This window comes from Bradyrhizobium sp. Rc2d (assembly GCF_900099855.1).
Taxonomy (GTDB): Bacteria; Pseudomonadota; Alphaproteobacteria; order Rhizobiales; family Xanthobacteraceae; genus Bradyrhizobium.
In genome coordinates, this window is record NZ_FNCU01000001.1 from 1 (window position 1) to 24,278 (window position 24,278).

The following is a 24,278-nucleotide window of genomic DNA, read 5'->3' on the forward strand; positions in this document are numbered from 1 at the left end:
GGGTGCTCTTAGAAATGGTTCCGAGTGCTGTTCGTTTCCTCGTTCGAATGGAGGCCTGCGTCGCGATCCCAAGGAACGAAAGCGCCTGCCAAGGCTTTGGAAGAACACGAGACCGCCGCTCGCCGTTACCGATACGGCGCAGATCGCGGGATAGCCAAAGGCCGCTGCGAGCGGTCCGCTGTTCTGAATGCAAGCGCTCGCGTAGATAGCCAAAAGCGACGGTCTCCGGTTCCTTGATTAGGGCAGCCGTACTCGCAGGCGGAGAAGCTGCGAGAAAGGGGTAGGCACGGAGTTCCGTTATGCCCCGCCCCATCGACATAGACCATAAATACAGCCGGGCAATCGCTAAAGAGATCGGCGAGAAATTGCGCGCGGCGCTGAAGCCTGAGCCGGACCAACCAGAGAGCCTTAAAACGCAAATCGAACGGCTTCGGAAACTAGAGGAGCGCGCACCGACAATCGTTCCCGGTACTGAGCATGGGAACAAATCTCGCCGTTGAGCCGTCTGCGAGGTTCCAAGCAATTCGATAAGGAACACCTTCCGGTGCACTGCTTTGGGCTTTGAAGAAATACGGGATGCCGAGCCATGCCACGTTACTTTTTCGATTTGCGCGACGAAAACGAACTGATCCCCGATGAGGAGGGATTGGAGCTTTCTGGCTTCCCCGCCGTACAAGCGGAGGCGGCGAAGTCACTTGCCGATATGGCGAGAGATGCGGTGCACACCTCCCTCCTTCCGGCACCCGGCAAGCGCCACATGGCGATCGAGGTTCGGGATGGCTCCAGTCCTGTGTTGCAGGTGAAGTTCACCTTTGAGGTCGAGCCGCTATAGCAGTGAGGCCGCTCAGTTGGTGCAAACCGGCTTTATCGGAGAATTCGTGGATGTGTAGGCTACACGCCCTCAAGCGTGATCAGCATATCGAGATCACTCGTGCTCTCTTTGCGTAATTTTATGAGCGGCTGATACTCAGGCGAGTTGTACCAAGCGTCGAGCGATTGCTTGTCCGGGAATTCGATGATGACAACGCGGTCTGGCTCCCAGTGACCGCCTTCGGGGAATTGATGCGCGTTGCCCTTGGTCAGATAGCGCCCGCCATATTTTTCGATCATCGGCCCAACCTTGACCCGGTACTCCTCGAATACGGCGGGCTCGGTGATGAGGTGCTCAGCGATCACGTAAGCCTTCGGCATGGCCGCTCTCCGGCATCGTCTCCGGCCAGAAGCCTATCACGGATCGTGGCTCTGTCCCAAAGTGGTTCTGTCCCAAAAGTGGAGAGCCGCGATCTCCGCCGGTTCGCGGACATCGGTTTGAGCAATCTCGATCGACACTCCCGAAAGCAGCCAGCCTTGCCGGGGCAGGACAGGCTGTAACGTCGGTGAGTTGCTTGAACTTTGAAAAATCTTGGCCGGAATTGAGGCGGTGCCTAACGGGGCGGCTGTAATTCAGCCGACGCCATCCACCTATCCATCCGAGACACCGTTTCGATCTGGCGCAGTCTCCGCTCGATCAATTCGCGCTGTTGTTGTTGGCTCGTATTTTCCAATTGCACTTCGAGGCAAGCTTTTTCAGCGGACAAGAGTTCGCGAAACGTGTGTGGGATAGAGCGCTTGCGATGCATCGCTCTCGCCTCTGTAACGTTCGGCGGGAGAACGGTTGATCTCTCAGCCACCGGCGGCCAAGTTAGTTTGCCGGTGATGCCCGTTAACGAACAAGCCGGCGGAGGGGTTCAAGCTGGAACCGCCATTGCTAACCGAACTCATTTTGGTGGTTGTAGCCCGCGTGAGTTCAGCCACTCAAATATGTGGGAACCTGTCTCGGCTTGGCGGGCCCTGCGGACAAGGCGCTCGCGGTCAATGCCCGGCGGGGTGCCTTGAGCCTGCTTGCGCAGCCGTCGTGCTTGCTCTGCAAGGCGTTCGTCAAGCGGACTTGTTTGTGTCAAACGATGAGGCTCTGGCATTTGCTCCATCCCTTCGAGCACTGGCGGGAGCGCAACCGGCGTTCTCATCACCGATAACTGCCAAGGCTTCGCGCGGCGACAGCATAGTGTGCGCCCGGAAACTGAGCAGCGCCAGAACAAAAACGTTAAGTGTCAACTGGCCCTGCGATGCAGCATGCGATCTGCGCCATTTCATCGGGTCCTACCGATTGCGGCGAGGACCGGGGGGGACGCGCGACCGCCCTCTTTGAGAATATTTCACCTGGACGATTTTGCAGTTTGATTACGTGGGAGCGCCGCCTGTGCGCTGTCGGCGGGGCCTATGGAGGACTGCGCAGGCTCGCGTACGCGCCGGTAAACGGCTCGTACCCCATTTACCGGGGCAAAGAGCAAGTGGCGGTCGCTTAGGCACGAAAGTCTCGACGACCTCTCTGATCGGTGAAGTCGGGTCAGTGGACAGTAGCGGACTTGATGTGCTCAGCCTGAGTTCTTCGCATTTTCGAACCCAACGCGGACAGGAGGTCATTAGATAGTCAGCCACGTTGTCCAAATCGAAGAAGTGTTTGAGGTTGCAGGCGGCTGCGCACAGCGCGAGACTGGACAGGTTCGCCGGGGAGGTCTGTCATGAGTATGTTGGCAGGTCCGGCTCGGCCTCCGCGCGGAGAGAATGATGTCGCTTTCATGGCGGCAGCGATCTTGGCAGGCGCGGTATCGGTCGGGTTGTTTGCATTGGCAATATTCTCCGCCGCTGTTTGATGCACAGTTGGGAGAAGCATTTGCAAAGAGCGCGCCGAATACGCGGGCTCTCGCGGGATCCTGTCGTACGTCTGAAATCAGCACAGCCCGCTCTTGCGAGGGGCTGCACTCGACATGGTACGCGGCGGACAGGGAGGAGCACCGCCCATCCGCCGCGCCGAAAGCGCCGCCTGCCCATGCGCGAAACCGGCGGCGCATCTCGAAAATCTCACTGACCGAAATGGCGAATGACGCCAGCCTCGCCCGCGCCCTCGCGCGGCTCCGGCGAAGGCGCGGCGACCCACTCGAATTGCAGGATCGCGCGCAGATCGCAATCAGGCCGATAAGCCACGGGCAGGCCCTGCGACTGCGCGAGCGCGATCAGCAAGCATTCCTCGCGCGAAGCCGCGAGAATATCGGCCAGCACCTCGCTTTCTTTCTCGGCGCGGGATTTGGCATCGAGGGCGGAGGCATCGTCGGCGCATTCGTCGATCTCGCCGGACAGCCGCTTGATCATGCCTTCTCGATCCCACCAACACATGAACGCGACGACGTTGGTTAGCTGCCCGAAGCCGATAGCGCCAGGAGCGACGTTGAAGATATCGCACTGGAAACGTTCGAGAGGCCAACGAATGGGCTCGCCGCACTCGATGCTGCTGGCCGCGTCCGGCCGTCCCTGCTCCGCCAGCGCCTCGACTTGAGCGATCATGGCCGCCTTGCGAACCGCGCTCGGATGGGGCGCGCAGCGGACGCGGTTCAGATCGCTTTCAAGCTCGCGCAGCCTGCGGCGACGATTTTCGACGGCGTTGAGGACATCTCCTTTGAAAGCCGGTATTTCACCGTCCACCATCTTGGCGACAGTGCCCGCCGGACGCACGGCGATCGCCTGCTCGATATTTCGCAGCAATTCGCCTAGGTGCTTGCCTTCGGCAGACCGCGCCTCTTTAACGGCTAAAAGCCGGTTGAGATTGCCGCGCGCCTGATCCATCTTCTCTTGCTCGGCGACGACCTGCGGCGCGTCGCTACCGAGATTGAAGCCGCCTTCGCCGCGCGGTTTTTGCAATTCGGCGATGCGAGCCTCGTGCTTGAAGATTTCGGCGCGCAGCGCCTGTTCGTTTTCGAAATCAACGCGGTACAGCAGTGTGAATTCTTCGCGTCGGCGTCTCAGGTCCTCAACTGTTTCGCGCGCTGCCGGGGGCAGCAGGTCCAGCGGATCGCCGGTGTTGATCACGAGCATGCCGGGGATCGGGCCGGAGACAATGCTCGCGCTGGCATCGCCTGCCGCGAAGCCCATCGCCTCGTTGCTGATCGCTGGCCGGTCGTGGCCGAAACCATAGTGCTGATACCGATCCGCCATGGTGTCACCTCGCTCGATGATCGACGACGCGATCACAGCGCGGTTCATTTGCAGCGAATAGTCCTAGCTCGTTGCAAAGATCGTTATGAGATGGTCCCATTTGAAACAGCAGCATCGGCCTTGCGCTTCGCCAGCCAGCATCGAAAGGATTTGCTGCTGATCGGCTTCCAAGTCCTCGTAAATCTCGCGGTTCTTTTCTTCGTTCAACCTGATCTTGACGAGCGAGCGCAATTCCTTCGTCGGGACGCCGCGCGCCTTCCGCCTAGTCGGGCACGAGAATGCCGAAGATTGTCCGGACCGCCGGGACGTGCCCGCCGCGCAGTTGCAGAATTTGCCAGATCAAGCGGCGGCGATCGTCGCGGTGGCGGCATTCGCGATCGACGCGACTGCGCAGCCATGTGCTGCCAGCGTAGCGGCGCAACTCGGCATGGATCGCTTTGGCCTGCTGATTTCGCGTGAAGCCGGGATAGTACCGAGCAGCAAACCGCCTGAGCAAGCGGTCGCGCTCTTGGATCGCCCGTTGCGTCTCCGGCCGCCGCTGGCCGGGTTCGGTGTGCAACGCGGCCCTCAGCGCGGCCAACTCGTCTGCCGAGAAGCGGGCGATCATTGCGGCAGCGCTAGTCCCGTGCGGGAGTTTCGGCTCGACGACCTCCGCAGGCTTTCGTGCGGGGGTGCGGAGGTTGTTTTTCCCTATAGGGAAAAACAACTACCTCCGCAGCCTCCCGTCACTAGCACTGCGGAAGTCTTGCGGAAGTTTTGCGGAAGTTCCTTTGACTGACTTCCGCACCCCGGTTCCGCTGACTTACTGCCGCGCTTCGCTAGTCGTCGGCCCATTGCCCAACCTCGACGAAAACATACGAGTGCCGGTCGGTGTCCTTCCGCTCGACGTGCTCGAACATGCCGTTTTCGGTCCATGTCTTGAGCAGGCGCTTCACCTTCTCCCGATCCGCACCCTTCCGGACGTTGAGCCCGAGCGCCTTGGCAATGGGCTTGCCGACCCACATGTCCGCCCGGATGTCGGCGCGCCAAGGTCCACCCTGGCTGACCGCCTGTTGTGCTGCCCGGAGATCGTGGACGCTCACGCCGTCGAATGGGTCCGGCCATGACCACGCGACGACTGAGCCGACGTGATCGCCATTGGCGAGTATATTGGAGGCGAGCCTGTACCAATCGGCCTTCTCGGGCCGTGTCGCCATGCTGGCCTTGCCATTTTCGACGCGGAAATAGCGCCATGCCTCGCTCGGACTGATGCCAGCCCGCTTGGCCTCGTTCTCGGTCATGCGGTTCAACACCCGCGCCGAGCGCGACGCACTAATGAGCGCCGATGCGCCGCGAGCGTCCTCGATCGTGGCCTCCGCATTTCCTGTCTTGCGCGAGTGGTGCAATAGTTCGATTGAACAATTTGTCTTGTCGGCGATCGTCGCCCATAGCGACACCACACTGTCGATCGCGCTGTTATCGCTTTCGCCGACCCGGTGGCTGCGAATGAAGGGATCGACGACGAGCACGTCGATCCGGTTCTGTTTGATGGTCGCGATGATCTCCTCCGCCACCGACTGCGCGATCACGATCCCCGCTCGGGTTTGCGTTGCAAGCGTGATCGGCGTTTCTCGGCAGTTGAGAAACAGGTAATCGCCGATGTCCTGCGCCGTTAGCTTGTGCTGCTGCATGGCCGCTGCGATCCGACGATCCAGTTCGTCGCGTGGGTGCTCACCATTCCAAATCCAGACGCGGGCGCGTTCGGTCGGTGCAACGCCAAGCAACGGCCTGCCGCTCGCCATTGCCAATGCATCCGTGATCGCCAGCGAGGTCTTGCCCATGCCGCTGTGCGAGATCGTGCAAGTCAGGAACTGCCGGATGTAGTGGCGGCCGTAGAGCCATTGGCGCGGAGGAATCCTTGCCGGATCGCAGTAGATAAAGGGCGTGGCTGCGATCGATTTCGTCGCTATCTCGCGCGCGTCGGGCGCTTCGTCACGTTGACGCGATGATCCATCATAGATTTTGCTGCGAAACGGGGCGTCGGTCATATCAGGCCCCGCATTGCGAGATCGTCGAAGTCGGCACCGATCTGGATCGGTGTCAGCACCTCAACCCATCGATCCGCCGCCTCCCACCGCTCCGCACATTCGCTTGCGGCGTCCTGACCCGTGCCGCTCATGTCATTGTCGCAAAGGATCGTAAGAGCCTCGACGCCGGTTAGGATCGGAAAATTCCTGAGATTGTCCGCGTGACCGCATGCCCAAGCCGGACGCAGTAGCGTGCCGCAGTGGATCGCGCGCGTGGCAGCGGCGAGCGTGGTCTCGATGCCTTCGCCGATGACCAAGCCCTGTTCGACATACTCGTCGGGCCACAGGCGGATTACCCGCGCCCGGATCGGCCCGATGCTTTTCGGCTTCTCACCGCTCAGCGGACGCCGCCAGAGACCGCCAGGTCCGTTCGTCACCGGATCGGTGAAGCGAGCCACGATGCACGGCAGGGTGACGCCGTCGAAGGGGCACGCGGAGAGGAAGCGCAGTCCGCCTTGATCGGGCACGTCGTCGAGCGTGATGCCGCGACGGGCGAAATAGGCGATGGCCTCTGGCGGCAGCGGCACCGTCTGGGACCAAAGGCGCTCGCAATATCCGATCGTCTCCCGCAACTCCGCCGCCTCGCGCGCTTCGCGCTCGATCCGCTCGCGCTCCAACCTTTCGCGCCTCTCGACGGCCTGCGCTTCGCGGGCGCGGCGCTCGTCGTCGGTTTCCGTGCTGCCGTCGGGTGGCCGCCCGGCCAGCGTCTCGACCGCGCGCAGGAAATCGACGCTATCGAGAAACATCACCAAACTGATCGCGTCGCCGCCGCTGGCGCCGCAGCCGCGACAATGAAAGACGCCGCCGTTGCCTTTCTTGAGGTTGACCCCGAAGCGATCCCGGCCGCCGCAGTTCGGACACGGGCCTGCGAGATGGCCGTTGCGGCCTTTCAAGGTGATGCCGCGCTGCTGCAAGACCGACGCGACGGTCACGCTGCGGGCGCGGTCGAGCCAATCGTCGCGGGCCGTGAGGAGCTTACCGGTCATTTCGTGGCCTCTTGCGAGACGCACCGACCCGGCATATTTCGGCACCGTGACGACGGCCCGACCCTGCCCGGTCGGCAGACTGTGAAGCGCCGCCCCCTGCCGGGGCGGCGTTGTCGTTTCAGGTGGTGCTCACCGCCGACACCGTCCGCAATTTTTCCGGACGAGGTTGACACACCGGCACCCGGTTGGCAAACTTTACGTTAGGAGTTTTGCATGGCGACGTTGGCCCAACTGGTAGCTATCATTTCCACTGAGGAAGCGATTGACGTGGAGCGCGTCAACGCGCTGGCCCGGGCCATCCGCGAAGCAGGACTTGTCAGGACTTTCGGGCGAGGACGTTCGGCCACGCAAATGGACGAACGTGATGTGGCGAACCTGCTGATCGGCATCAATGTGGCGGATACAGCGCGCACCGCACCGGCTGCCGTCGCCGAATATCGGGCGCTTCGAGCGAAGCGAAATCAGAGGGCCAGCGAGGCTGGCAGCGAATTCGGCACCGAATTCGAAGAACTGATCTGGTCGGCACGGCGAAAATGCCTCGCCAACTACGTCATGAAAACGGTCTCCCTGTTCGGGAGCCGGAACCACGTTTTGGGGCGAAAGCCCTTCCCAAATGAGGCGTATCGTTTCTCTATCGCGTTCGACAACATTCCATCAATCCTGCTCGGAATTTCGATCTTTCGGAGCAGCACCATGGATTTTGTCTCCTTCAAAGATCAACGACAGCCTGAACCCAAGGTCCGTGGTGACCGCAAAGTCACGACGACAATCACCGATCGGACAATCCTGGCTGTCGCTGATGCTTTACGCACGCAGGAGTGAGCCATGAAGGCGCAGGACAATGACCGTATTGCCGACGACTTGCTCGAAGGCGCGAACGAGATCGCCCGGTTTCTGTTCGGCCCGAGAGGCAGGCGGAGGCGCATCTATTACCTGATCGCCAATTCAGGTCTGCCGGTCTTTCGCTTGGGCGAAACGATCTACGCCCGGCGCAGCACATTGCGCGCGTGGATCGCCGAGCAAGAGAACGCGGCGCGACCGAAGGGCAATGTTGGCAAGTCAACGTCGATGGCCGCGAAGGTTTGATGCGCGATCCGGCCGGACCTGCCTTCGGGGGAGCTGAACCATGATGACCCGAGACGACATTAGGCAATTGCTCATCAACATCGGCGACGGGATCAGCGAGATCACCGCTGCTCTCGGCACCGATCTTCGGCGTGATGAGGAGGGCTCCATCGTTGACGACAGCGATCTCGGCATCGCGGTGCGCGAGTTGGAGCGCATCGATACCGTGTTGTCCCGCCTGTCATTCAAGCTTCACCGCGAGGGTATTGAGGCTGCGCCACCGCTCGAATGAAAGGTGGGAGGACTGACATGACACGAGAGCAAAGGGTTCGGGCTTACGCAAATCACCTTGGCCTCATGGTTCGAGGGAGTGGCAGCGGCGCGCTCAAGCTCGTGGAGCGCTACGACGAGAAACGGATCATCGGAACGTATCGTTCAATTGAGACGCTCGAGCGCGGCATTGATCGGTACGGCTTGCGAACGCTGGCCGCTCTCGAACGCGAAGGTTAGGACCCGCCCGGTCGAGCACGAGCGGCGCGCGAAGGACGAGTAAGAGTTTGCGTGAGGAGTTGGTTCAATGATCGATCGCAAATCGAAACCGATCGCCCCGAGCGGCGCCGATCTCGTTGAGTTGGACGACAGCGGCGCTTCGCCACTCGATACGGCAGGGTCTCGACGCGAGCACGATCCCGACGAGCCGCGCCAGATGATCGACGAGCAACGACTTCTGCAACTCATTCCGATCGGGCGAGCCACGCTTTATAGGATGATGCGAGATGGCACGTTTCCCAAGGGGACTTTCGTAAGCCCGAACCGCAGGCTTTGGCTTTCGTCCGAGATCGCGCGCTGGCAGCGCGAGGTTGACGCCTATGTTCCGAACCGTCGCCGGGGCAAGGGGCGCGGCCGTCGGGCTTCGGGTAGCTCCGACTAGCGCCTATTGATGAGACTGGGGCCTATTGGGGCCCGCCGCATTTCGGCGGGCCTTTTTCTTTGGCCGCGAGCATCACCTAAGCCTTTGGTCTCTTTACGTTTTATCCAGTTTTGGGTTAACAGAAATAAGACTTGCAGCAAGGACCACACGGTTTTGCCGTACGCACGGTTCGCTATTCGCAGCAGTTTTTCCAACCCCTGTCGACGGAGCCGGAAACTTGCTGGCGAGACGAACCTGACAGCGCCGTTCGTCCGCACGAAGCCTTGGGCTCACGGAGAGCAATCCGCCCTGCCCTTAGCTTTCGCGCCCGACACTGCCGCGTCCACCGCTCCCCGGCTCTGCGATCATCACGACACATGATCGCCCCTCAAGGGTAAGCCAGGATGGGCAACACATACGATAAATCCGAATTTCGGTAAAGCATAATTTTTTTGCAGGCGCGGCTTGACACCGATGCGTGTCGGAATAGCGCGGTGTTTTGCCCGACGGGCAGTCTCGCCCGGCGCCGAGATGTCGGGCAACATCTGTTCATATCCAGCAACATTCCGCCTGTCGAAAGGCCACGATCCCCCGGCTAGTGGCCCCTGTCTCGTCCTTCCCCTCGGAAGGTCGCCGGAGCCCTTTCCCGGGGTCAGGCCAATGGATTTCAGCCGATTTGATGCCGTCACACTTGTTCTTCGTCGTTCCCATGCCATCCGCAAAGGAGAACCATCATTCGACGCCCCGCCTGCTGCACGCAGCTCGTTCGCACGCCGGATCGATTTGCGTCGCGCTGATGATGATCGGCTCACTGACGGGCTGCGCGGTGGGGCCGGATTATGCCGGTCCGCCCAGGCTGGACCTGCCTTCGCATTGGAGCGTCAAATCCCTCTCCCGACGGCAGACCAGCCATCTCGATCGTTGGTGGCTGCGCCTGCGCGACCCGCTGCTCAACCGGCTTATCGAGCAAGCCGTCGAGGCCAACCCCGATGTCGCGAAGGCAAAAGCGGTCGTGCGCGAGGCGCGCGCCACGTTGCAGCAGACGACCGCAGGCCTGTTTCCCTCCGTGAGCGGAACGGCCTCGGTGACGGACAACAAGACCAGTGCGGGATCCAGCTCTGTCCTCGTCGACAGCGCGCCCTACGCGCTGCACCAGGCGAGCTTCGATTCGAGCTGGGAGCTCGATCTGTTCGGAGGCACGCAACGGAGCATCGAGGCGGCGCTGCGCTCCGAGCAATCCGCCGTCGAGGATCTGCGCGACAGCCTCGTCACGCTGATCGGCGACGTTGCCGCCTATTATGTCGACGCGCGCGGCTATCAGGCCCGGATCGCATTGGCGCAGCGCACCTCGGTCTCGCAGCGCGACACCGAAAAACTCACCCGCAGCAAATATGAGGCCGGCAGCGGCAACGCCGTCGATCTCGCCAAAGCCACTGCGCAAGCCGCCAGCACCGAAGCCAACGTTCCAACCTATGAGGCCGCGCTCGCGGCCGACATCCACCGGCTCGGAATCCTGCTCGGACGGCCGCCCGATGGTGTCGCCTCGCTGCTGGCGCAGTCCGCACCCGTGCCTGCGCCGCGGATGCCGTTGCCGACGGGCATACCCGCCGATCTCCTGACCTGCCGTCCCGACGTGGCGAGTGCCGAGCGCAAGCTGGCGCAGGCGACCGCCAAGATCGGGCAAGCCGAAGCCGACCGCTACCCGGCGGTGTCGCTGACCGGCTCGGTCGGCACGTCGGCGCTGCGGGCCGGCGATCTCGCCAAATATTCCAGCGTGAGCTGGTCGGTCGGCCCCTCGGTCACCGTGCCGGTGTTCGACGCCGGCAAGCGACAGGCGGCGGTCAGGATCGCCGAAGCACAACGCGACCAGGCCTTCGCCACCTTCCATTCGAGCCTGCTCACCGCGCTCGAGGATGTCGAGAACGCGCTGGTTTCGCTGTCGCGCGAACGGATTCGCGCCACCAAGCTGTCCGAAGCGGCCAAGAACTATCGCGAGGCTGCGCGCCTGTCGCGATCGCTGTTCGAGACCGGCAGCGCCAGCTTCATCGACGTGCTGGACGCCGAGCGCTCGCTCTATTCAGCCGAGGATTCGCTGATCCAGAGCAAGGTGTCGACGGCCAAGGACTACATCGCGCTGGCAAAGGCGCTTGGCGGCGGCTGGGCCGATCCGATCGATGTATCGGCGCCGATCATCGTCGACGCGGACACGGGACCTCACCGGCGGGAGACGGTCAAGTGACTGCCATCATCACCGCCAGGCGGCTGAAGATCACTGCCGCGCTCATTGCCGCCGTGGTCACCGGCGTCGTCGCGGCGACGCGCTTTCCGGGCACATCGAACAAGGCGCAATCCTACATCACCGCGCCCGTCACCGTCAGCGATTTGCGCGAGGAGGTGCTCGCGAGCGGCACGCTAAAGCCGGCGCGACTGACCGCCGTCGGCGCGCAAGTGTCGGGCCGGATCACCGCGCTCAACGTGCGCGTCGGCGACAGCGTCAAGGCCGGGGACGTCATCGCCCAGATCGATCCCGTCACCAAGCAGAACGATTTGCGGAGCTCGGAGGCGTCGCTGAAGAACTACCGTGCACAGAAGGTCGAGAAGGAGGCCGCGCTCGTGCTGGCCGAGGCCAACCTGGCACGCCAGCAGGCGACATTGGCGCAGCGTGCGACGTCGCGCAGCGATTTCGACAGCGCGGATTCGACCGTGCGCCAGACCCGGGCCCAGATCGCGGCCCTGGAGGCGCTGATCGTGGGTGCCGAGGCCAGCGTCGAGACGGCGCGGGTGAACCTCGAATACACCCGCATCACCGCACCGATCGACGGCACCGTGCTCGCCACCGTGGTGCAGGAGGGACAGACCGTCAACGCGGTGCAGTCAGCGCCGACCATCGTCGTGCTCGGCCAACTCGAGACGATGACCGTGCGGGCGGAGATCTCAGAGGCCGACATCGTCAAGGTCAGGCCCGGGCAATCGCTCTACTTCACCATTCTCGGCGACCAGGACCATCGCTACGAGGCCCGGCTGGAGCAGATCGAGCCGGCGCCCGAATCGATCAAGAGCGACGCCAGTTTCTCTTCGACCACCACCAGTTCGACCTCGAGCACGAGTTCGTCGAGCTCGACCAGCACGGCGATCTACTACATCGGCGTCTTCAACGTGCCGAACAAGGACCTTGCGCTACGCACCTACATGACCGCCGAGGTACATATCGTCACCGGCGAGGCCAAACGCGTGAAGGTCATCCCCGCGCTCGCCTTGACGCGCAAATCCGATGGCCGCAGCACCGTCCGCACCCTCGATGCGTCGGGTGAGGTTCGCGAGCGCGAGGTCAAGACCGGCCTCAACGACCGCACCACGGTCGAGATCAGGTCCGGCCTCGACGATGGCGAACGGGTCGTTACCGGAGAAGCGAACGAGCAAACCGCATCGCACGGCATGCCGGGCGGCCCGCCGGGAGGTCCGTGACGTGACCGATCCGATCATCGCGCTTCAGAACGTCCAGCGTGAGTTCGCGGCCGGCGACACCAGTGTGATCGCACTCGACGACTTCTCGCTCAGCATCCAGCCCGGCGAGATGGTCGCGATCATCGGTTCGTCCGGATCGGGCAAATCGACGCTGCTCAACATCCTCGGCTGCCTCGACCGTCCGACCTCCGGCACCTATCGCGTCGCCGGCAAGAACGTCTCCGAGCTCGATGCCGATGCGCTGGCGGCGCTGCGCCGCGAGCATTTCGGCTTCATCTTCCAGCGCTATCATTTGCTCGGCGACCTCTCGGCCGGCGCGAACGTCGAGATCCCCGCCGTCTATGCCGGAATGAAGGCCCGGGAGCGCCGCACGCGCGCAGAGAAGCTGCTCGCAAGACTGGGCGTGAACGACCGGCGCGGCCATCGCCCCAACCAGCTTTCCGGCGGCCAGCAGCAGCGCGTCTCGATCGCGCGCGCACTGATCAACGGAGCCGAGGTCATCCTGGCGGACGAGCCGACCGGCGCGCTCGACCGGCACAGCGGCGAGGAGGTCCTGCGCATCCTGGCCGAACTGCACCGCGAGGGGCGGACGATCATCATCGTTACCCACGATGCCAACGTCGCCGCGCAGGCCGAGCGCATCATCGAGCTGCGCGACGGCAGGATCGTCGCCGACCGCCGCGCAGAGACCGCCGTCATCGCGGAGCCGTCCGCTCCGATTGTCAGGGCGTCCTGGGACGGCGACGCCGGCTGGTCCGGTGCGTTGCGACGCCTGCGCGAAGCATCGCGGATGGCGCTGGTGGCGATGGCCGCGCACCGGCTGCGCGCCTTCCTGACCATGCTCGGCATCATCATCGGCATCGCGGCGGTGTCGTCCGTCGTCGCGCTCGGCAACGCCTCGCAGCGCAAGGTGCTGTCCGATATCGCAAGCCTCGGCACCAACACGATCGAGGTTTTTCCGGGCAAGGACTTTGGCGATGCCCGTGCCGGCAAGATCAAGACGCTGGTGCTCGACGATGCCCGCGCGCTCGACCGCCAGGGCTTCATCGCCGGGGTCACGCCGACGGTCTCCACCAGCACCACCGTTCGGTACCGCGGCAACGAATCCAACGTGCTGGTGAACGGCGTCGGCGAGAGCTATTTCCAAGTCAAGGGTGCCAAGCTGGCGAAAGGACGCCTGTTCGACACCGATGCGGTCCGCAATATCGAGCGGCAGGCCGTCATCGACGACAATACCCGCAAGACCTTCTTCGCGGACGACCAGACCTCAGGCATCGGCCGCGTCATCTGGCTCGGCAAGGTGCCCTGCCGCATCGTCGGCGTCATCGCCCAGCAGCAGGGCGGCTTCGGTTCGAACCAGAACCTCTCGGTCTATCTTCCGTACACCACCGTGCAGGCGCAGTTCACGGGCGACCGCTCGCTTCGCAGCATCCTGCTCCGGATCAGCGACGAGATCTCGACCGCGCTGGCGCAGGATGCGGTGACCACGCTGCTGACGCGGCGGCACAACGTCAAGGATTTCGTCATCCTCAACACCGACGACATCCGCCGCACCATCACGAGCACGACGCAGACCCTGGCCTTCCTCGTGGCCGCGATCGCGGTGATCTCGCTGATCGTCGGCGGCATCGGCGTGATGAACATCATGCTGGTGTCCGTTTCGGAGCGGATCAGCGAGATCGGCGTGCGCATGGCGGTCGGCGCCAGGCGCAGCGACATCCTCCAGCAGTTCCTGGTGGAGGCGACGTTGATCTCGTCCATCGGCGGCATCGCCGGCATTCTCGTCGCGATCCTGCTCGGGACCGTGATCAACATCGCGATCCCGGGATTCCAGGTCAGCTATTCGCCGTTCTCGATCGGCGCGGCGTTCCTGACCTCGACAGGGATCGGGATCGCCTTCGGCTTCTTCCCGGCCCGGCGGGCCGCCTTCCTCGACCCCGTGGTGGCGTTGAGCCGTGACTGACCGTAGGATTGCCCCATGACCGTAGTTCTTCGGACGAGACATTCGTCCGCACATCGACCAACGATCGGCAGCCCCGATGCGATCTCAATCATGACAAACGGCACGCAGAGCATCCTGATCGTCGAGGACGATCAGCAGACCCGCGACCTTATCGCGCGCTATCTGCGCGATCATAAATTCTCGGTCGACGCCGTCACGAACGGCAAAGAGATGGACCGTCACTTGACGCAGAACCGCGTCGATCTCATCGTGCTCGACCTGATGCTGCCGGGCGAGGACGGCTTGAGCCTCTGCCGTCGCCTGCGCATGGACTCCAAGACCCCGATCATCATCCTCACCGCGAAGGGCGAGGATCTCGACCGCATCCTCGGCCTCGAGATGGGGGCCGACGACTATCTGCCGAAACCCTTCAACCCGCGCGAACTCCTCGCCAGGATCAACGCCGTCCTGCGCCGACAATCGAGCGGCCTTGCGGCCAGTGCGACGGCGAGCCGGCTGAAATTCCAGGGCTGGACGATCGATCTGCGCCTGCGGGAATTGCGCGATCCCGAGGGTGCGCAGGTGCCGCTGACCAGCGCCGAATTCGATCTGCTGCAGGCATTCTGCGAACGGGCCGGCCGCATCCTGACCCGTGACAGCCTGCTCAGCATGACGCGGGGACGTGCCGGCGCAAGCTTTGGCCGCAGCATCGACGTGCTGGTCAGCCGGCTGCGCCGCAAGCTCGACCGCACGGAAGGGACGTCCGTGATCAAGACCGTCCGCACCGGCGGCTACATCTTCACGCCTGTGGTGGAGGAAGCATGAGCCGCGCCGCCGACATCGTCACGCTGTTCAGCTTCAGGCGGATCAGCGGCCAGATCGCGGCCCTGGTGCTGGTGTCGCTGATCCTCATCCATGTCCTGATCGCCGGCTATTTCCTGCTCAACCGTCCGAAAATTCTGGCTGACAGGCCGCTCGAGCAGTTTGCGCTGATCGTTCGGATCATCGCCAACACGCCACAAGCCGAGCGAGCTCTCGTTCTCGAGAACGTCAGCCGAACCTTTCCCGCGTTGAAGCTTCAATTGCTGGAAGGCGTTTCCGCCTCCACCGTGCCATTGCCGGAGCGGACACTGAACGTCCCGTCGCCGCTCGACGGTGAGGTCGACCTCATTCGCGGCAGCACGTCAGAACACGATCGTGTGTGGTTTCACCTCTCAAAGGACGACGTGCTCGAGGCCACGATCGGATCGCCCAAAATGCCGGCCTTCGTCAGCGGCCTCTGGACCTCTACGTTGCTGTTCCTGGTGGCGAGCGTGACGCTGCTCGGCGTCTGGGCCGGTCGCGCGCTCTCCTCGCCGTTGTCGGCCTTCGCGCGCGCTGCAGAGGACTTCAGCTTGAACGGATCATCTGCGCCGCTGCCCGAAAACGGTCCGGAGGAGATCAGGTCCGCGGCAAGAGCGTTGAACCGGATGCGCGAGCGCATCACCACGCTGATGAACGACAGAACCCGCATGCTCGCAGCCATCAGCCATGACCTGCGCACGCCGATCACGCGGCTGCGGTTGCGCTCGGAATATATCGAGGATGCGGCGCAGCGCATGCAGACCGTGCGCGACCTCGACCAGATGCAATCGATGCTCGAATCGGTGCTCTCGTTGCTGCGCAACGAAAGCTCTGTCAAGCCGACCCTGGTGGACGTTGCCGCGCTCCTTCAAATGGTCTGCGAGCAGTTCTCGGATTGCGGACACGCCGTGACTTATTCCGGCCCCGACCGTGCCGCGTTCGTCATGCGGCCGGACGAGATCATTCGCGCGGTCACCAATCTGGTCGAGAACGCAACGCGATTCGGAACCGACGTCCGCGTCGAGCTGTCGACGCCCGGAAACGAGATCGTCATCGACGTCTCCGACGACGGACCCGGCATTCCCGATGAGAGGAAGGCGGCGATGCTGGAGCCCTTCGTGCGCGGAGAGGACGCCCGCAACATGGACGAGAGGGCCGGATTCGGCCTCGGCCTTTCGATCGCGCAGGCGATCGTGATCGCACATGATGGAACGCTTCAGCTGCTCGACAATAAGCCCAGCGGCCTGCGCGTCCGCTTGCAGCTTTCAAGCGCTGCCTGCGACAATTCGGGCAAGCCTCGGACATAAAGGCGCGGCAATTCTGGGGCCTCTGGAGCATCCCACCCTTGCCTGCTTCCCCGGAGTTCCCATGCATTCTGTCGACCGGCCGGCGACGCGCCTTGCGACTCGGCTCGCCTTCCTCGTCGCGGGCTTCGGCATCGCGTGCTGGGCGCCGTTGGTGCCGTTCGCGAAGACGCGCCTCGGCGTCGACGACGGCATCCTCGGATTGCTTCTGCTTAGCCTCGGCATCGGCTCGGTCCTCGCCATGCTTCTGACCGGCGTCCTGAGTGCGCGCTACGGCAGCAGGCCGATCATCATTGCGGGCGGGCTCGGTCTCGCCCTGGTCCTGCCGCTGCTCGCGATCGCGAGCTCGCCAGCAGCGCTGGCGTTGGCGCTCTTTGCGTTCGGCGCCGCGCTCGGCTCGATCGACGTCGCCGTGAACATCCATGCGGTGGAGGTCGAGCGCGCCGCGAAACGCCCGCTGATGTCCGGCTTCCACGCTTTGTTCAGCATCGGCGGCTTCGCCGGGTCCGCGCTGATGACGGCACTGCTCTCGCTGCAACTCGGCGCGCTCACTTGCACGCTGATCTGCTCGATCCTGATGCTGATCGCGATGTTTGTAACCTGGCCGCGTCTGCTGCGTTCGGCGCAGGTGCAGGAGGGTCCGCTGTTCGTTCTGCCGCACGGATCGGTGCTCTTGCTCGCGCTGCTCGGCGCCATCACCTTCCTCGTCGAAGGTGCGATGCTCGATTGGGGAGCGCTGCTCGTCATCGGCGCGGGCCTCGTCTCGGAGACGCAGGGCGGCGCCGGCTATATCGTGTTCTCGATCGCGATGACGGTGGGGCGGCTCGGCGGCGACGCCGTCGTCGCGCGCATCGGCGACCGCACGACGCTGTTGTGGGGAAGCCTCATCGCCATCGCGGGCTTCGTGGTCCTGCTCACGGCACCCGTTGCGGCGGTGGCCATAGCCGGCTTCCTGCTCATCGGCCTCGGCGCATCGAATCTGGTGCCGGTGCTGTTCCGCCGGGCGGCCAAGCAGACCGCCATGCCCACGGGCCTCGCCGTGGCGGCGATCACGACCGCCGGCTATGCCGGCATCCTCATCGGCCCCGCCGGCGTCGGCTTCGTTGCTCGCGTCAGTGGGCTGCCAACGGCGTTCTGGCTGCTGGCCGCGCTGATGGGTCTCGTCACGCTGTCGGCAGGCGTCGTGACGAAGGAGCAGCGCCGGACATCGCGCGTCAGCGCGTGAGCGGCCTCACAACTGATTCAGTCCGATCGATTTGATCACGGGCGCCAGGCTTGCCGTCGTCGCCTCGACGATGCGCTGGAATTTTTCGGGGCTTGAATCGGCGTCCGGCTCCATGCCTTGAGCACGGTAGCTTGCCTGGAGCGCGGCATCGGCCATGGCCAACCGCGTAGCCTGGGCGATCCGATCGATGATCGCATCATCGGTGCGCTTGGGCGCGAACAGCCCGAACCAGCCCTCATATCTGAGATCCGGCATGCCGGATTCGACCGCCGTCGGGATATCAGGCGCGCCGCTCAGCCGCCTTTCGGTGGTGACCGCGAGCAGCCGGATCTTGCCGGCTTGGCTCAGCTGCTGCAACTGGATCGACATGACGGCAATGACGAGCGATATCTGGCCGCTGACGAGATCATTGGTCGCCTGCGCGATGCCGCGATAGGGCACGTGGACGATGTCGAGCGCGCCGGCCTGCTGCTTGAAGGATTCGCCGACCAAATGATTTCCCGTCGCGACGCCGGGCGTCCCGTAGGACAGCTTTCCCGGATTGTCCTTCGCATAGGCGATCAACTCGCGCAGATTGGCCGCGGGCACGGACGGATGGACGGCGAAAACCAGCGCGCTGTTGATCAGGCGGTAGATGGCGCGGAAATCGCCGACGGAATAGCCGGGATTTGCCGAGGTCAAGGGAATGATGACCTGCGTGCTGCCGTTTCCGAGCAGCAGCGAATAGCCATCGGGCTCCTCGCGCGCGACCGCGGCAGTCCCGATCGCGCCGCCTGCGCCGCCGATATAGTCGACGAAGGTCGGGCCGAGCAGCGCTGACATCTTGTCGACCCATGGGCGCCCGATCTGGTCACCCGATCCGCCAGCCCCGTAGGGAATCACCAGTCGAATGGGACGGGACGGATAGTCGGCGGCTTGTCCGCTGCGTGGGATGGTCGCCAGCGCCGCTGCGCCCGATAGCGCAGAGACGAACCGTCGCCGCGAGAAGGAAGGCATGTTCGAATTCCGGAAGCGGTAGTTACAGTCGAGGCGGGACCGGCTCCCTGTCATCCCATCGCAGCAATCCGTAACCACCGTCAATGCTCCGGTCCGATCGAGCGGCAGCATGACCGCCGCGTCATGTTGGTCTAACCCATTCCTTTTCAAGAATTATTTCAATGAGCCGAGGTCGACCCAAGCCATCTGCGCAGGTCTGCCAGTCATGCGGCTTTCGGCCAGTTTACTCGGCGCCTCGTTCTGCTAGACCAGAACGAAATACCTTTTGACTCCCGCGAGGGGGCAATGGCGCGTGCCAGCACATAGTAACCAAGACTCAGCCATTTCATTTGGGCCATTTCGGCTGTTTCCCAAGTCCCGGCTCTTGGAGAAGGAGGGCGCGCCGCTTCATGTCGGCGGCCGCGCGCTCGACATTCTGATCTTCCTGGCCGAGCGTCCCGGTGAAGTCATCGACAAGCGCGAGCTGGTCAAGCGCATCTGGGCCGACGTCAATGTCGACGAAGGCAGTCTGCGCTTTCATGTCGCAGCGCTGCGCAAGGTGCTCGGCGATACCGGCAAGTCGGCCCGTTATGTCGTCAATGTACCCGGCCGCGGCTATTGCTTCGTCGCCTCGTTCGCGCAAGCGGCGCCGCAAATCGCCCCACCCTCCGCCGAAACCGCGCTTCCTCGCTCCCTGCCCGCTCAGCTTGCGAAGATGATCGGACGAGAGGAAGTCATCGAGAAGATCTCCAACGGACTTTCGCTGCATCGCTTCATGACCGTGGTCGGCCCGGGCGGTATCGGCAAGACCGCCGTCGCCGTCACCGTCGGGCATCGCCGATCCCAGGATTTCGGTGGGCGCGTCTTCTTTGTCGACTTCAGTCCGTTACGGGACGCCAGCCACATCGCGACCACCATTGCTTCGGCGCTCGGCCTGACCATCAGCTCGGAGGATCCGACGCCGGCTCTGCTGACATTTCTGAAGACCGGCCCGGCCTTGCTGATCTTCGACAGTTGCGAGCATGTGCTGGATGCGCTCGCGCCGCTGGTCGAGCACATCGTTCGCGAAGCACCGCAGCTTCGCGTTCTCGCAACCAGCCGCGAGTCGTTCCGCAGCGAAGGCGAGCGGATATTCAGGCTCTTCCCGCTGGATTGTCCGCCGGAGCGCGAGGACCTTGATGTCGCCGATGTCCTTGCCTACCCCGCCGCTCAGCTCTTCGTCGAGCGCATCGCGCAGAGCTCGGGTCCGTTCCAGCTCAGCGCCGAAGAGGCGCCGCTTGTCGCCAGCATCTGCCGGCGCCTCGACGGCATTGCGCTGGCGATCGAGCTCGCGGCAGGCCGCGTCAATGCCTACGGCATTGCCGGCACCGCGTCCCTGCTCGACAGCCGCTTCTCGCTGCAATGGCGGGGGCGCCGCACCGCCGTGCCGCGGCACCAGACCCTCGCCGCCGCGCTCGACTGGAGCTACGATCTGCTGCCCGCAGCGGAGAGCGCCGCCTTGCGACGGCTGTCCGTCTTCGCCGGGCCCTTTGCACCGGAAGCGGCCGCCGCCGTTGCGGCCGGCGATGGCCTCAGCGAATCGGAGACGCTGGAGGCGATCGACAGCCTGGTCACCAAATCGCTGATCTCGCCGTCCGGTTCGCGAACGCTGCGCTATCGCCTGCTCGACACCACGCGCACCTATGCGCTTGCGAAGCTGCACGAGCTCGGCGAAAACAGGCAGCTCGCGCGGCGCCATGCGGAGCATTTTTGCGATTTCTTCGAGCGCGCCGAGGCCGACACGACAACGCCGCTGCCCGAATGGCTGAACATCTACGGCGCAGAGCTGGACAATGTGCGCGCGGCGCTGGATTGGGCCTTCGCGCCCGAGGGCGACGCTGCACTGGGTATCGCCCTGACCGCAGCTGCGGTCACACTGTGGGTGCGCCGTTCGTTGTTCGCCGAATGCCGCGAGCGCACCAGAACGGCCCTCGCCGCGCTCGGCGACGCCGGCGACAACGACCGCGTCCGCATGCAGCTGCTGTCGGCGCTCGGCTGGTCGCTGATGTATGGCGAAGGCCGCGCGCGCGAGGCACGTCCGATTCTGGAGACGACCCTCGAGCTGGCGGACCGGCTCGATGACAAGGATTTCCGGCTGCGCGCGCTCTGGGGTTTGTGCATCGACCAGTTCAACAACGGGCAGTTCGGCAAGGCCCGCGCGCTTGCCGAGCGCTTTGCCGCCGCGGCAGCGAACTCACCCGACAGGACCGATGTCATGCTGGGCGACCGGCTGATGGCCGTCGCGCTGCACTATCTCGGCGACCAGGACGAGGCGCGCGCGCGCATCGATCGGGTCAACGTGTCGCTGCACGTGCTGGCGGAGAAGCCGAAAATTTTCCCGCTCGACCTCAGGATATCGACGCAATATTTCCGCGCCCGCATCCTGTGGCTGCAAGGCCTGGCCGATCAGGCCCAGGCGCTCGCCGCCAGGAACATCGAGGAAGGCCGCGCCAACGGCCACGCCCTGACCTTCTGCAGCGTGCTCGGACAGGCCGCCTGCCCGATCGCCTTCTGGGCTGGCGATTTCGACGCCGCCGAGCGCCACGGCACCGAGTTGCTCGAGCACACCGAGCGCCATGCGATCCGGCTGTGGGGCTTGTGGGCAAAGGCCTTCAACGCAGCGGTCATTGCCAAGCGAGGCGACGTCGCGACGGGCCTGCCGCTGCTGCGCGAAGAGCTCAATCGCGCCGGCGATGCGCGCTTCCTGCCGCGATTTCTTCCCTTGCTCGGCGAACTCGCGGCGGCCTTCCTTGAGACCGACCAGATCGACCGCGGCCTCGACGTGATCGACGACGTCCTGACCCGTTGCAACGACCGGCAGGAGCTCTGGTATCTGCCAGAACTGACCCGCATCAAGGCAGAATTGATGCTCAGGAGTGTGCGGCACCCGGGGGACGCCGAAGCACGTTTGCGCGAGGCTATGGACATGGCCGTTGCGCAAGGCGCCCGCTTCTGGGCGCTGCGCTGCGCGATCAGCCTCGCGCGATTCATGTTCAGGGCTGGCCGGAGCGCGGAAGCACTGGCGGTTCTCGACCCTGTCTGCGGGAGGTTCGCCGAGGGCGCAGACATCGCCGATATGCGCACTGCCCGCGATCTGATCGCGCAATTGCGCGCCTGACCGCGCGCTGACGCCGCGGCGGCCTGGAGCATGATCGGTTCTGATTGAATCAGAACCGAAGCTCTAGATTCTTGTTTGACGCGTTTTCTTCACGCGAACCGGTATCCACTTCGCTCGAAAACGCTCTAGCCTCCGGCAGCGGCCGCGCGCTGTGGCAGCTTCCAGCCCGGCCGGATGAAGTGGCAGGTGTAGCCGTCCGGATAGCGCTCGAGATAATCCTGATGCTCCGGCTCGGCCTCCCAGAACTCGCCGGCCGGCGCGATCTCGGTCACCACCTTGCCGGGCCACAGGCCCGACGCCTCGACGTCCGCGATCGTGTCCTCGGCAATCCGCTTCTGCGCCTCGCTGGTATAGAAGATCGCGGAGCGATAGCTCGTGCCGCGATCATTGCCTTGGCGATTGAGCGTGGTGGGATCGTGGATCTGGAAGAAGAACTCCAGCATGGTCCGGAAGCTGGTCTTTGCGGGATCGAACATGATCTCGATCGCTTCGGCGTGGCCCTCGTGATTGCGATAGGTGGCATTCTTCACCTGGCCGCCGGTGTAGCCGACGCGTGTGGAGACCACGCCTGGCTGCTTGCGGATCAGATCCTGCATGCCCCAGAAGCAGCCTCCGGCCAAAACTGCGCGCTCTGTCGTCATCAGTCCGCTCCCAATTGATCGCTCTGTCCGTTCTGCGCCTGTCGCATCATATGCTTTCGGCTGCCTGGCCGAAAGGCAGGTATTTGTCCACCCGGTCCTCTCATGGGCCCAAAGCATCGACAGCTTCAGTTTCCCAACCAGAACCGGATGGACACGAATTGAAAGCTCGCCGCTAGCCCAGCTTGGCGTCGAGCGTGATCGCGGCGTTGAGCACTTTGGATACCGGACAGTTCTTCTCGGCCTCGCCGGCGAGGCGCGCGAAACCTGCTTCATCCAGGTTCGGCACCTTCGCGCGCAAGGTGAGCGCTGACTTGCTGATCTTGAAGCCTTTGCCTTCGGGTTCGAGCGTGACGGCTGCCTCGGTCGAGAGCTCCTCCGGCGTGAAGCCTGCCATTTGAAGGCCGAAGGCCAACGCCATCGTAAAGCAGCCGGCATGGGCCGCCGCGATCAACTCCTCGGGATTGGTGCCCTTCTCGTTCTCGAAGCGGGTCTTGAACGAATAGGGCGTCTCAGCGAGCACGCCAGATTCACTTGAGAGATAGCCCGTGCCATCACGACCGGTGCCCTTCCATACTGCTTTTGCCTTGCGGATCATCCTGGTTCTCCTTGTTTGTTTGTGGATCGTTCAGCCCGATCCCGGCACCTCGTGCCGGTGGAAGACGGCGGCGGCCTCGCGCCTGCCGTCTCTCCAACCGGTCACGCGGCGCCGAGGTTCCGTCAATCGCCGATTTGTCCGATGATTGGCGCAAGATGGAAGACTGCCTTCAACTCAGGACGGCAGCGGCAGACCGGCTTGCTCGCGCACGATGTAGTCGGCGTACCAATCCGCCCAATTCTCGTCGTGTCCGCCGACCCGCGTCTCGTGCTCACCATGCGCAACCGATGCACGGCGCAACGCCGCCGCCAGATCGCTCTGCGAGGCGAACGTCGTGCCGTCTGCCGTGATGCGTCCGGGCAATCGTGTCGTGACTTCCTGGAACAGCCAGCCATTGCCGTCGGGATCGCTGAACGAGGCAAACGAGCTGTAGCTGCCGCGCTTCGGGTCAGCGCCGCTGACCCGGACGCTGCCGAACAGGTACGGCTCGTCCGGACCGGCGTGAACATCGCCGGCACCGTGGAAGGGTTCGCTGACCGCGATGCCGCGGTCGAGCAGATCTTGTCGTGCAGCCTCCAGATCGGAGACGATCAGGTAGAGGCCGCGCGCCGAACCAGGCGCGGCCGCCGTGACGTTCCTGCCGAAAATCACCGAACAGGCCGAGCCCGGCGGCGTGAACTGGATCACGCGCCATTCGCTGCCCGACGCGAAGTCGGCGTCCAGTCGCCAGCCGAGACACGTGTAGAATGCCTTGGCGCGGTCGACATCGGAGACGGGGATGACGACGACTTCGAGCTTCAGATCAAGGCTACGCGATGTCGAAGGCTTGGTCGCGACGTCACGGTCGATTTCGATAGTGGCCATGATAACCTCCCCGTTGGAGTAGGATTTAACTCGAAGGCCATACTGAATGCATCGCTCGGGTTTTGCCCGTTAGACGTTGCAAGATTCTGTTATGATCGGCGGCATCGCAATCTGGCGGCGGACACTGCGACCTCGACAGTCAAGCATGCTGACGAATTGTCGCAGTCATCGTCGTAAATCGCTCGCCTTTAAGCAAAATTTGTGACGGCTA

23 protein-coding genes are annotated in these 24,278 nt (G+C 63.6%); 14 read left to right on the forward strand and 9 right to left on the reverse strand.

Going from position 1 to position 24,278, the window contains the following annotated elements; genetic code table 11:
- Positions 1-299 precede the first annotated feature (299 nt).
- Positions 300-500: a hypothetical protein gene (locus BLV07_RS00005; protein ID WP_091878135.1), complete on the forward strand. Its 201-nt coding sequence runs from the start codon at positions 300-302 to the stop codon at positions 498-500.
- An 86-nt stretch (positions 501-586) separates the two neighbouring features.
- Positions 587-832 carry a DUF6894 family protein gene (locus BLV07_RS00010; protein WP_091878137.1) on the forward strand — a complete coding sequence of 82 codons (246 nt, stop codon included), beginning with the start codon at positions 587-589 and terminating at the stop codon, positions 830-832.
- Positions 833-891: 59 nt separating this feature from the next.
- On the opposite strand, the gene BLV07_RS00015 is transcribed toward BLV07_RS00010, so the two are convergent.
- From BLV07_RS00015 to BLV07_RS00040, 5 genes are all read right to left on the reverse strand, one after another.
- On the reverse strand, positions 892-1,191 hold the full coding sequence (locus tag BLV07_RS00015; protein ID WP_091878139.1) for a DUF1330 domain-containing protein: 300 nt from the start codon (positions 1,189-1,191) through the stop codon (positions 892-894).
- A gap of 1,710 nt (positions 1,192-2,901) precedes the next feature.
- Complete coding sequence (locus BLV07_RS00025; RefSeq protein WP_091878141.1) at positions 2,902-4,077, reverse strand: hypothetical protein; 1,176 nt, start codon at positions 4,075-4,077, stop codon at positions 2,902-2,904.
- Between the two features lie 214 nt (positions 4,078-4,291).
- Positions 4,292-4,636 (reverse strand): hypothetical protein, encoded by a 345-nt coding sequence (locus BLV07_RS00030; protein WP_091878143.1) that lies wholly within the window; start codon positions 4,634-4,636, stop codon positions 4,292-4,294.
- Positions 4,637-4,847: 211 nt separating this feature from the next.
- Positions 4,848-6,056 (reverse strand): AAA family ATPase, encoded by a 1,209-nt coding sequence (locus tag BLV07_RS00035; RefSeq protein ID WP_091878145.1) that lies wholly within the window; start codon positions 6,054-6,056, stop codon positions 4,848-4,850.
- Positions 6,053-7,081, reverse strand: a complete 1,029-nt coding sequence (locus tag BLV07_RS00040; protein WP_283806498.1) for a toprim domain-containing protein — start codon at positions 7,079-7,081, stop codon at positions 6,053-6,055. The genes BLV07_RS00035 and BLV07_RS00040 overlap by 4 nt, the downstream gene beginning before the upstream one ends.
- A 213-nt stretch (positions 7,082-7,294) precedes the next feature.
- On the opposite strand from BLV07_RS00040, the gene BLV07_RS00045 reads away from it, so the two are divergent.
- From BLV07_RS00045 to BLV07_RS00095, 11 genes are all read left to right on the forward strand, one after another.
- The gene (locus BLV07_RS00045) at positions 7,295-7,903 is read left to right on the forward strand and encodes a hypothetical protein (RefSeq protein ID WP_091878147.1); all 609 of its coding nucleotides are present in this window, start codon (positions 7,295-7,297) and stop codon (positions 7,901-7,903) included.
- Between the two features lie 3 nt (positions 7,904-7,906).
- A complete protein-coding gene (locus tag BLV07_RS00050; protein WP_091878150.1) occupies positions 7,907-8,167 on the forward strand; it encodes a hypothetical protein in 261 nt (86 codons plus the stop codon).
- A 67-nt stretch (positions 8,168-8,234) separates the two neighbouring features.
- Positions 8,235-8,438: a hypothetical protein gene (locus tag BLV07_RS00055; RefSeq protein WP_091878152.1), complete on the forward strand. Its 204-nt coding sequence runs from the start codon at positions 8,235-8,237 to the stop codon at positions 8,436-8,438.
- 17 nt (positions 8,439-8,455) lie between these two features.
- Complete coding sequence (locus BLV07_RS00060; protein ID WP_143035309.1) at positions 8,456-8,656, forward strand: hypothetical protein; 201 nt, start codon at positions 8,456-8,458, stop codon at positions 8,654-8,656.
- A gap of 67 nt (positions 8,657-8,723) precedes the next feature.
- Complete coding sequence (locus BLV07_RS00065; RefSeq protein WP_091878156.1) at positions 8,724-9,077, forward strand: helix-turn-helix transcriptional regulator; 354 nt, start codon at positions 8,724-8,726, stop codon at positions 9,075-9,077.
- 658 nt (positions 9,078-9,735) lie between these two features.
- Entirely contained in the window at positions 9,736-11,295 is a 1,560-nt protein-coding gene (locus BLV07_RS00070; RefSeq protein WP_244550916.1) for an efflux transporter outer membrane subunit, read from the forward strand.
- Entirely contained in the window at positions 11,292-12,521 is a 1,230-nt protein-coding gene (locus BLV07_RS00075; protein WP_091878159.1) for an efflux RND transporter periplasmic adaptor subunit, read from the forward strand. The genes BLV07_RS00070 and BLV07_RS00075 overlap by 4 nt, the downstream gene beginning before the upstream one ends.
- A 1-nt stretch (position 12,522) precedes the next feature.
- The gene (locus BLV07_RS00080) at positions 12,523-14,484 is read left to right on the forward strand and encodes a MacB family efflux pump subunit (protein ID WP_091878162.1); all 1,962 of its coding nucleotides are present in this window, start codon (positions 12,523-12,525) and stop codon (positions 14,482-14,484) included.
- A 90-nt stretch (positions 14,485-14,574) separates the two neighbouring features.
- Positions 14,575-15,288, forward strand: a complete 714-nt coding sequence (locus tag BLV07_RS00085; protein WP_143035310.1) for a response regulator — start codon at positions 14,575-14,577, stop codon at positions 15,286-15,288.
- Positions 15,285-16,613, forward strand: a complete 1,329-nt coding sequence (locus BLV07_RS00090) for an ATP-binding protein (protein WP_091878166.1) — start codon at positions 15,285-15,287, stop codon at positions 16,611-16,613. The genes BLV07_RS00085 and BLV07_RS00090 overlap by 4 nt, the downstream gene beginning before the upstream one ends.
- Before the next feature lie 61 nt (positions 16,614-16,674).
- Entirely contained in the window at positions 16,675-17,835 is a 1,161-nt protein-coding gene (locus BLV07_RS00095; RefSeq protein WP_091878168.1) for an MFS transporter, read from the forward strand.
- A 6-nt stretch (positions 17,836-17,841) separates the two neighbouring features.
- Here the strand turns inward: BLV07_RS00095 and BLV07_RS00100 are convergent, their stop codons facing one another.
- On the reverse strand, positions 17,842-18,831 hold the full coding sequence (locus tag BLV07_RS00100; RefSeq protein WP_091878170.1) for a Bug family tripartite tricarboxylate transporter substrate binding protein: 990 nt from the start codon (positions 18,829-18,831) through the stop codon (positions 17,842-17,844).
- A 292-nt stretch (positions 18,832-19,123) separates the two neighbouring features.
- Here BLV07_RS00100 and BLV07_RS00105 point away from each other — a divergent pair, with 292 nt between their 5' ends.
- The gene (locus BLV07_RS00105; RefSeq protein WP_091878172.1) at positions 19,124-21,967 is read left to right on the forward strand and encodes an ATP-binding protein; all 2,844 of its coding nucleotides are present in this window, start codon (positions 19,124-19,126) and stop codon (positions 21,965-21,967) included.
- Between the two features lie 125 nt (positions 21,968-22,092).
- Here the strand turns inward: BLV07_RS00105 and msrA are convergent, their stop codons facing one another.
- The 3 genes from msrA to BLV07_RS00120 form a co-directional block, all read right to left on the reverse strand.
- The gene (gene msrA, locus BLV07_RS00110) at positions 22,093-22,608 is read right to left on the reverse strand and encodes a peptide-methionine (S)-S-oxide reductase MsrA (protein WP_091878174.1); all 516 of its coding nucleotides are present in this window, start codon (positions 22,606-22,608) and stop codon (positions 22,093-22,095) included.
- 172 nt (positions 22,609-22,780) lie between these two features.
- Entirely contained in the window at positions 22,781-23,203 is a 423-nt protein-coding gene (locus BLV07_RS00115) for an OsmC family protein (RefSeq protein WP_091878177.1), read from the reverse strand.
- 174 nt (positions 23,204-23,377) lie between these two features.
- Positions 23,378-24,067 carry a VOC family protein gene (locus BLV07_RS00120; RefSeq protein WP_091878179.1) on the reverse strand — a complete coding sequence of 230 codons (690 nt, stop codon included), beginning with the start codon at positions 24,065-24,067 and terminating at the stop codon, positions 23,378-23,380.
- Positions 24,068-24,278 lie beyond the last annotated feature (211 nt).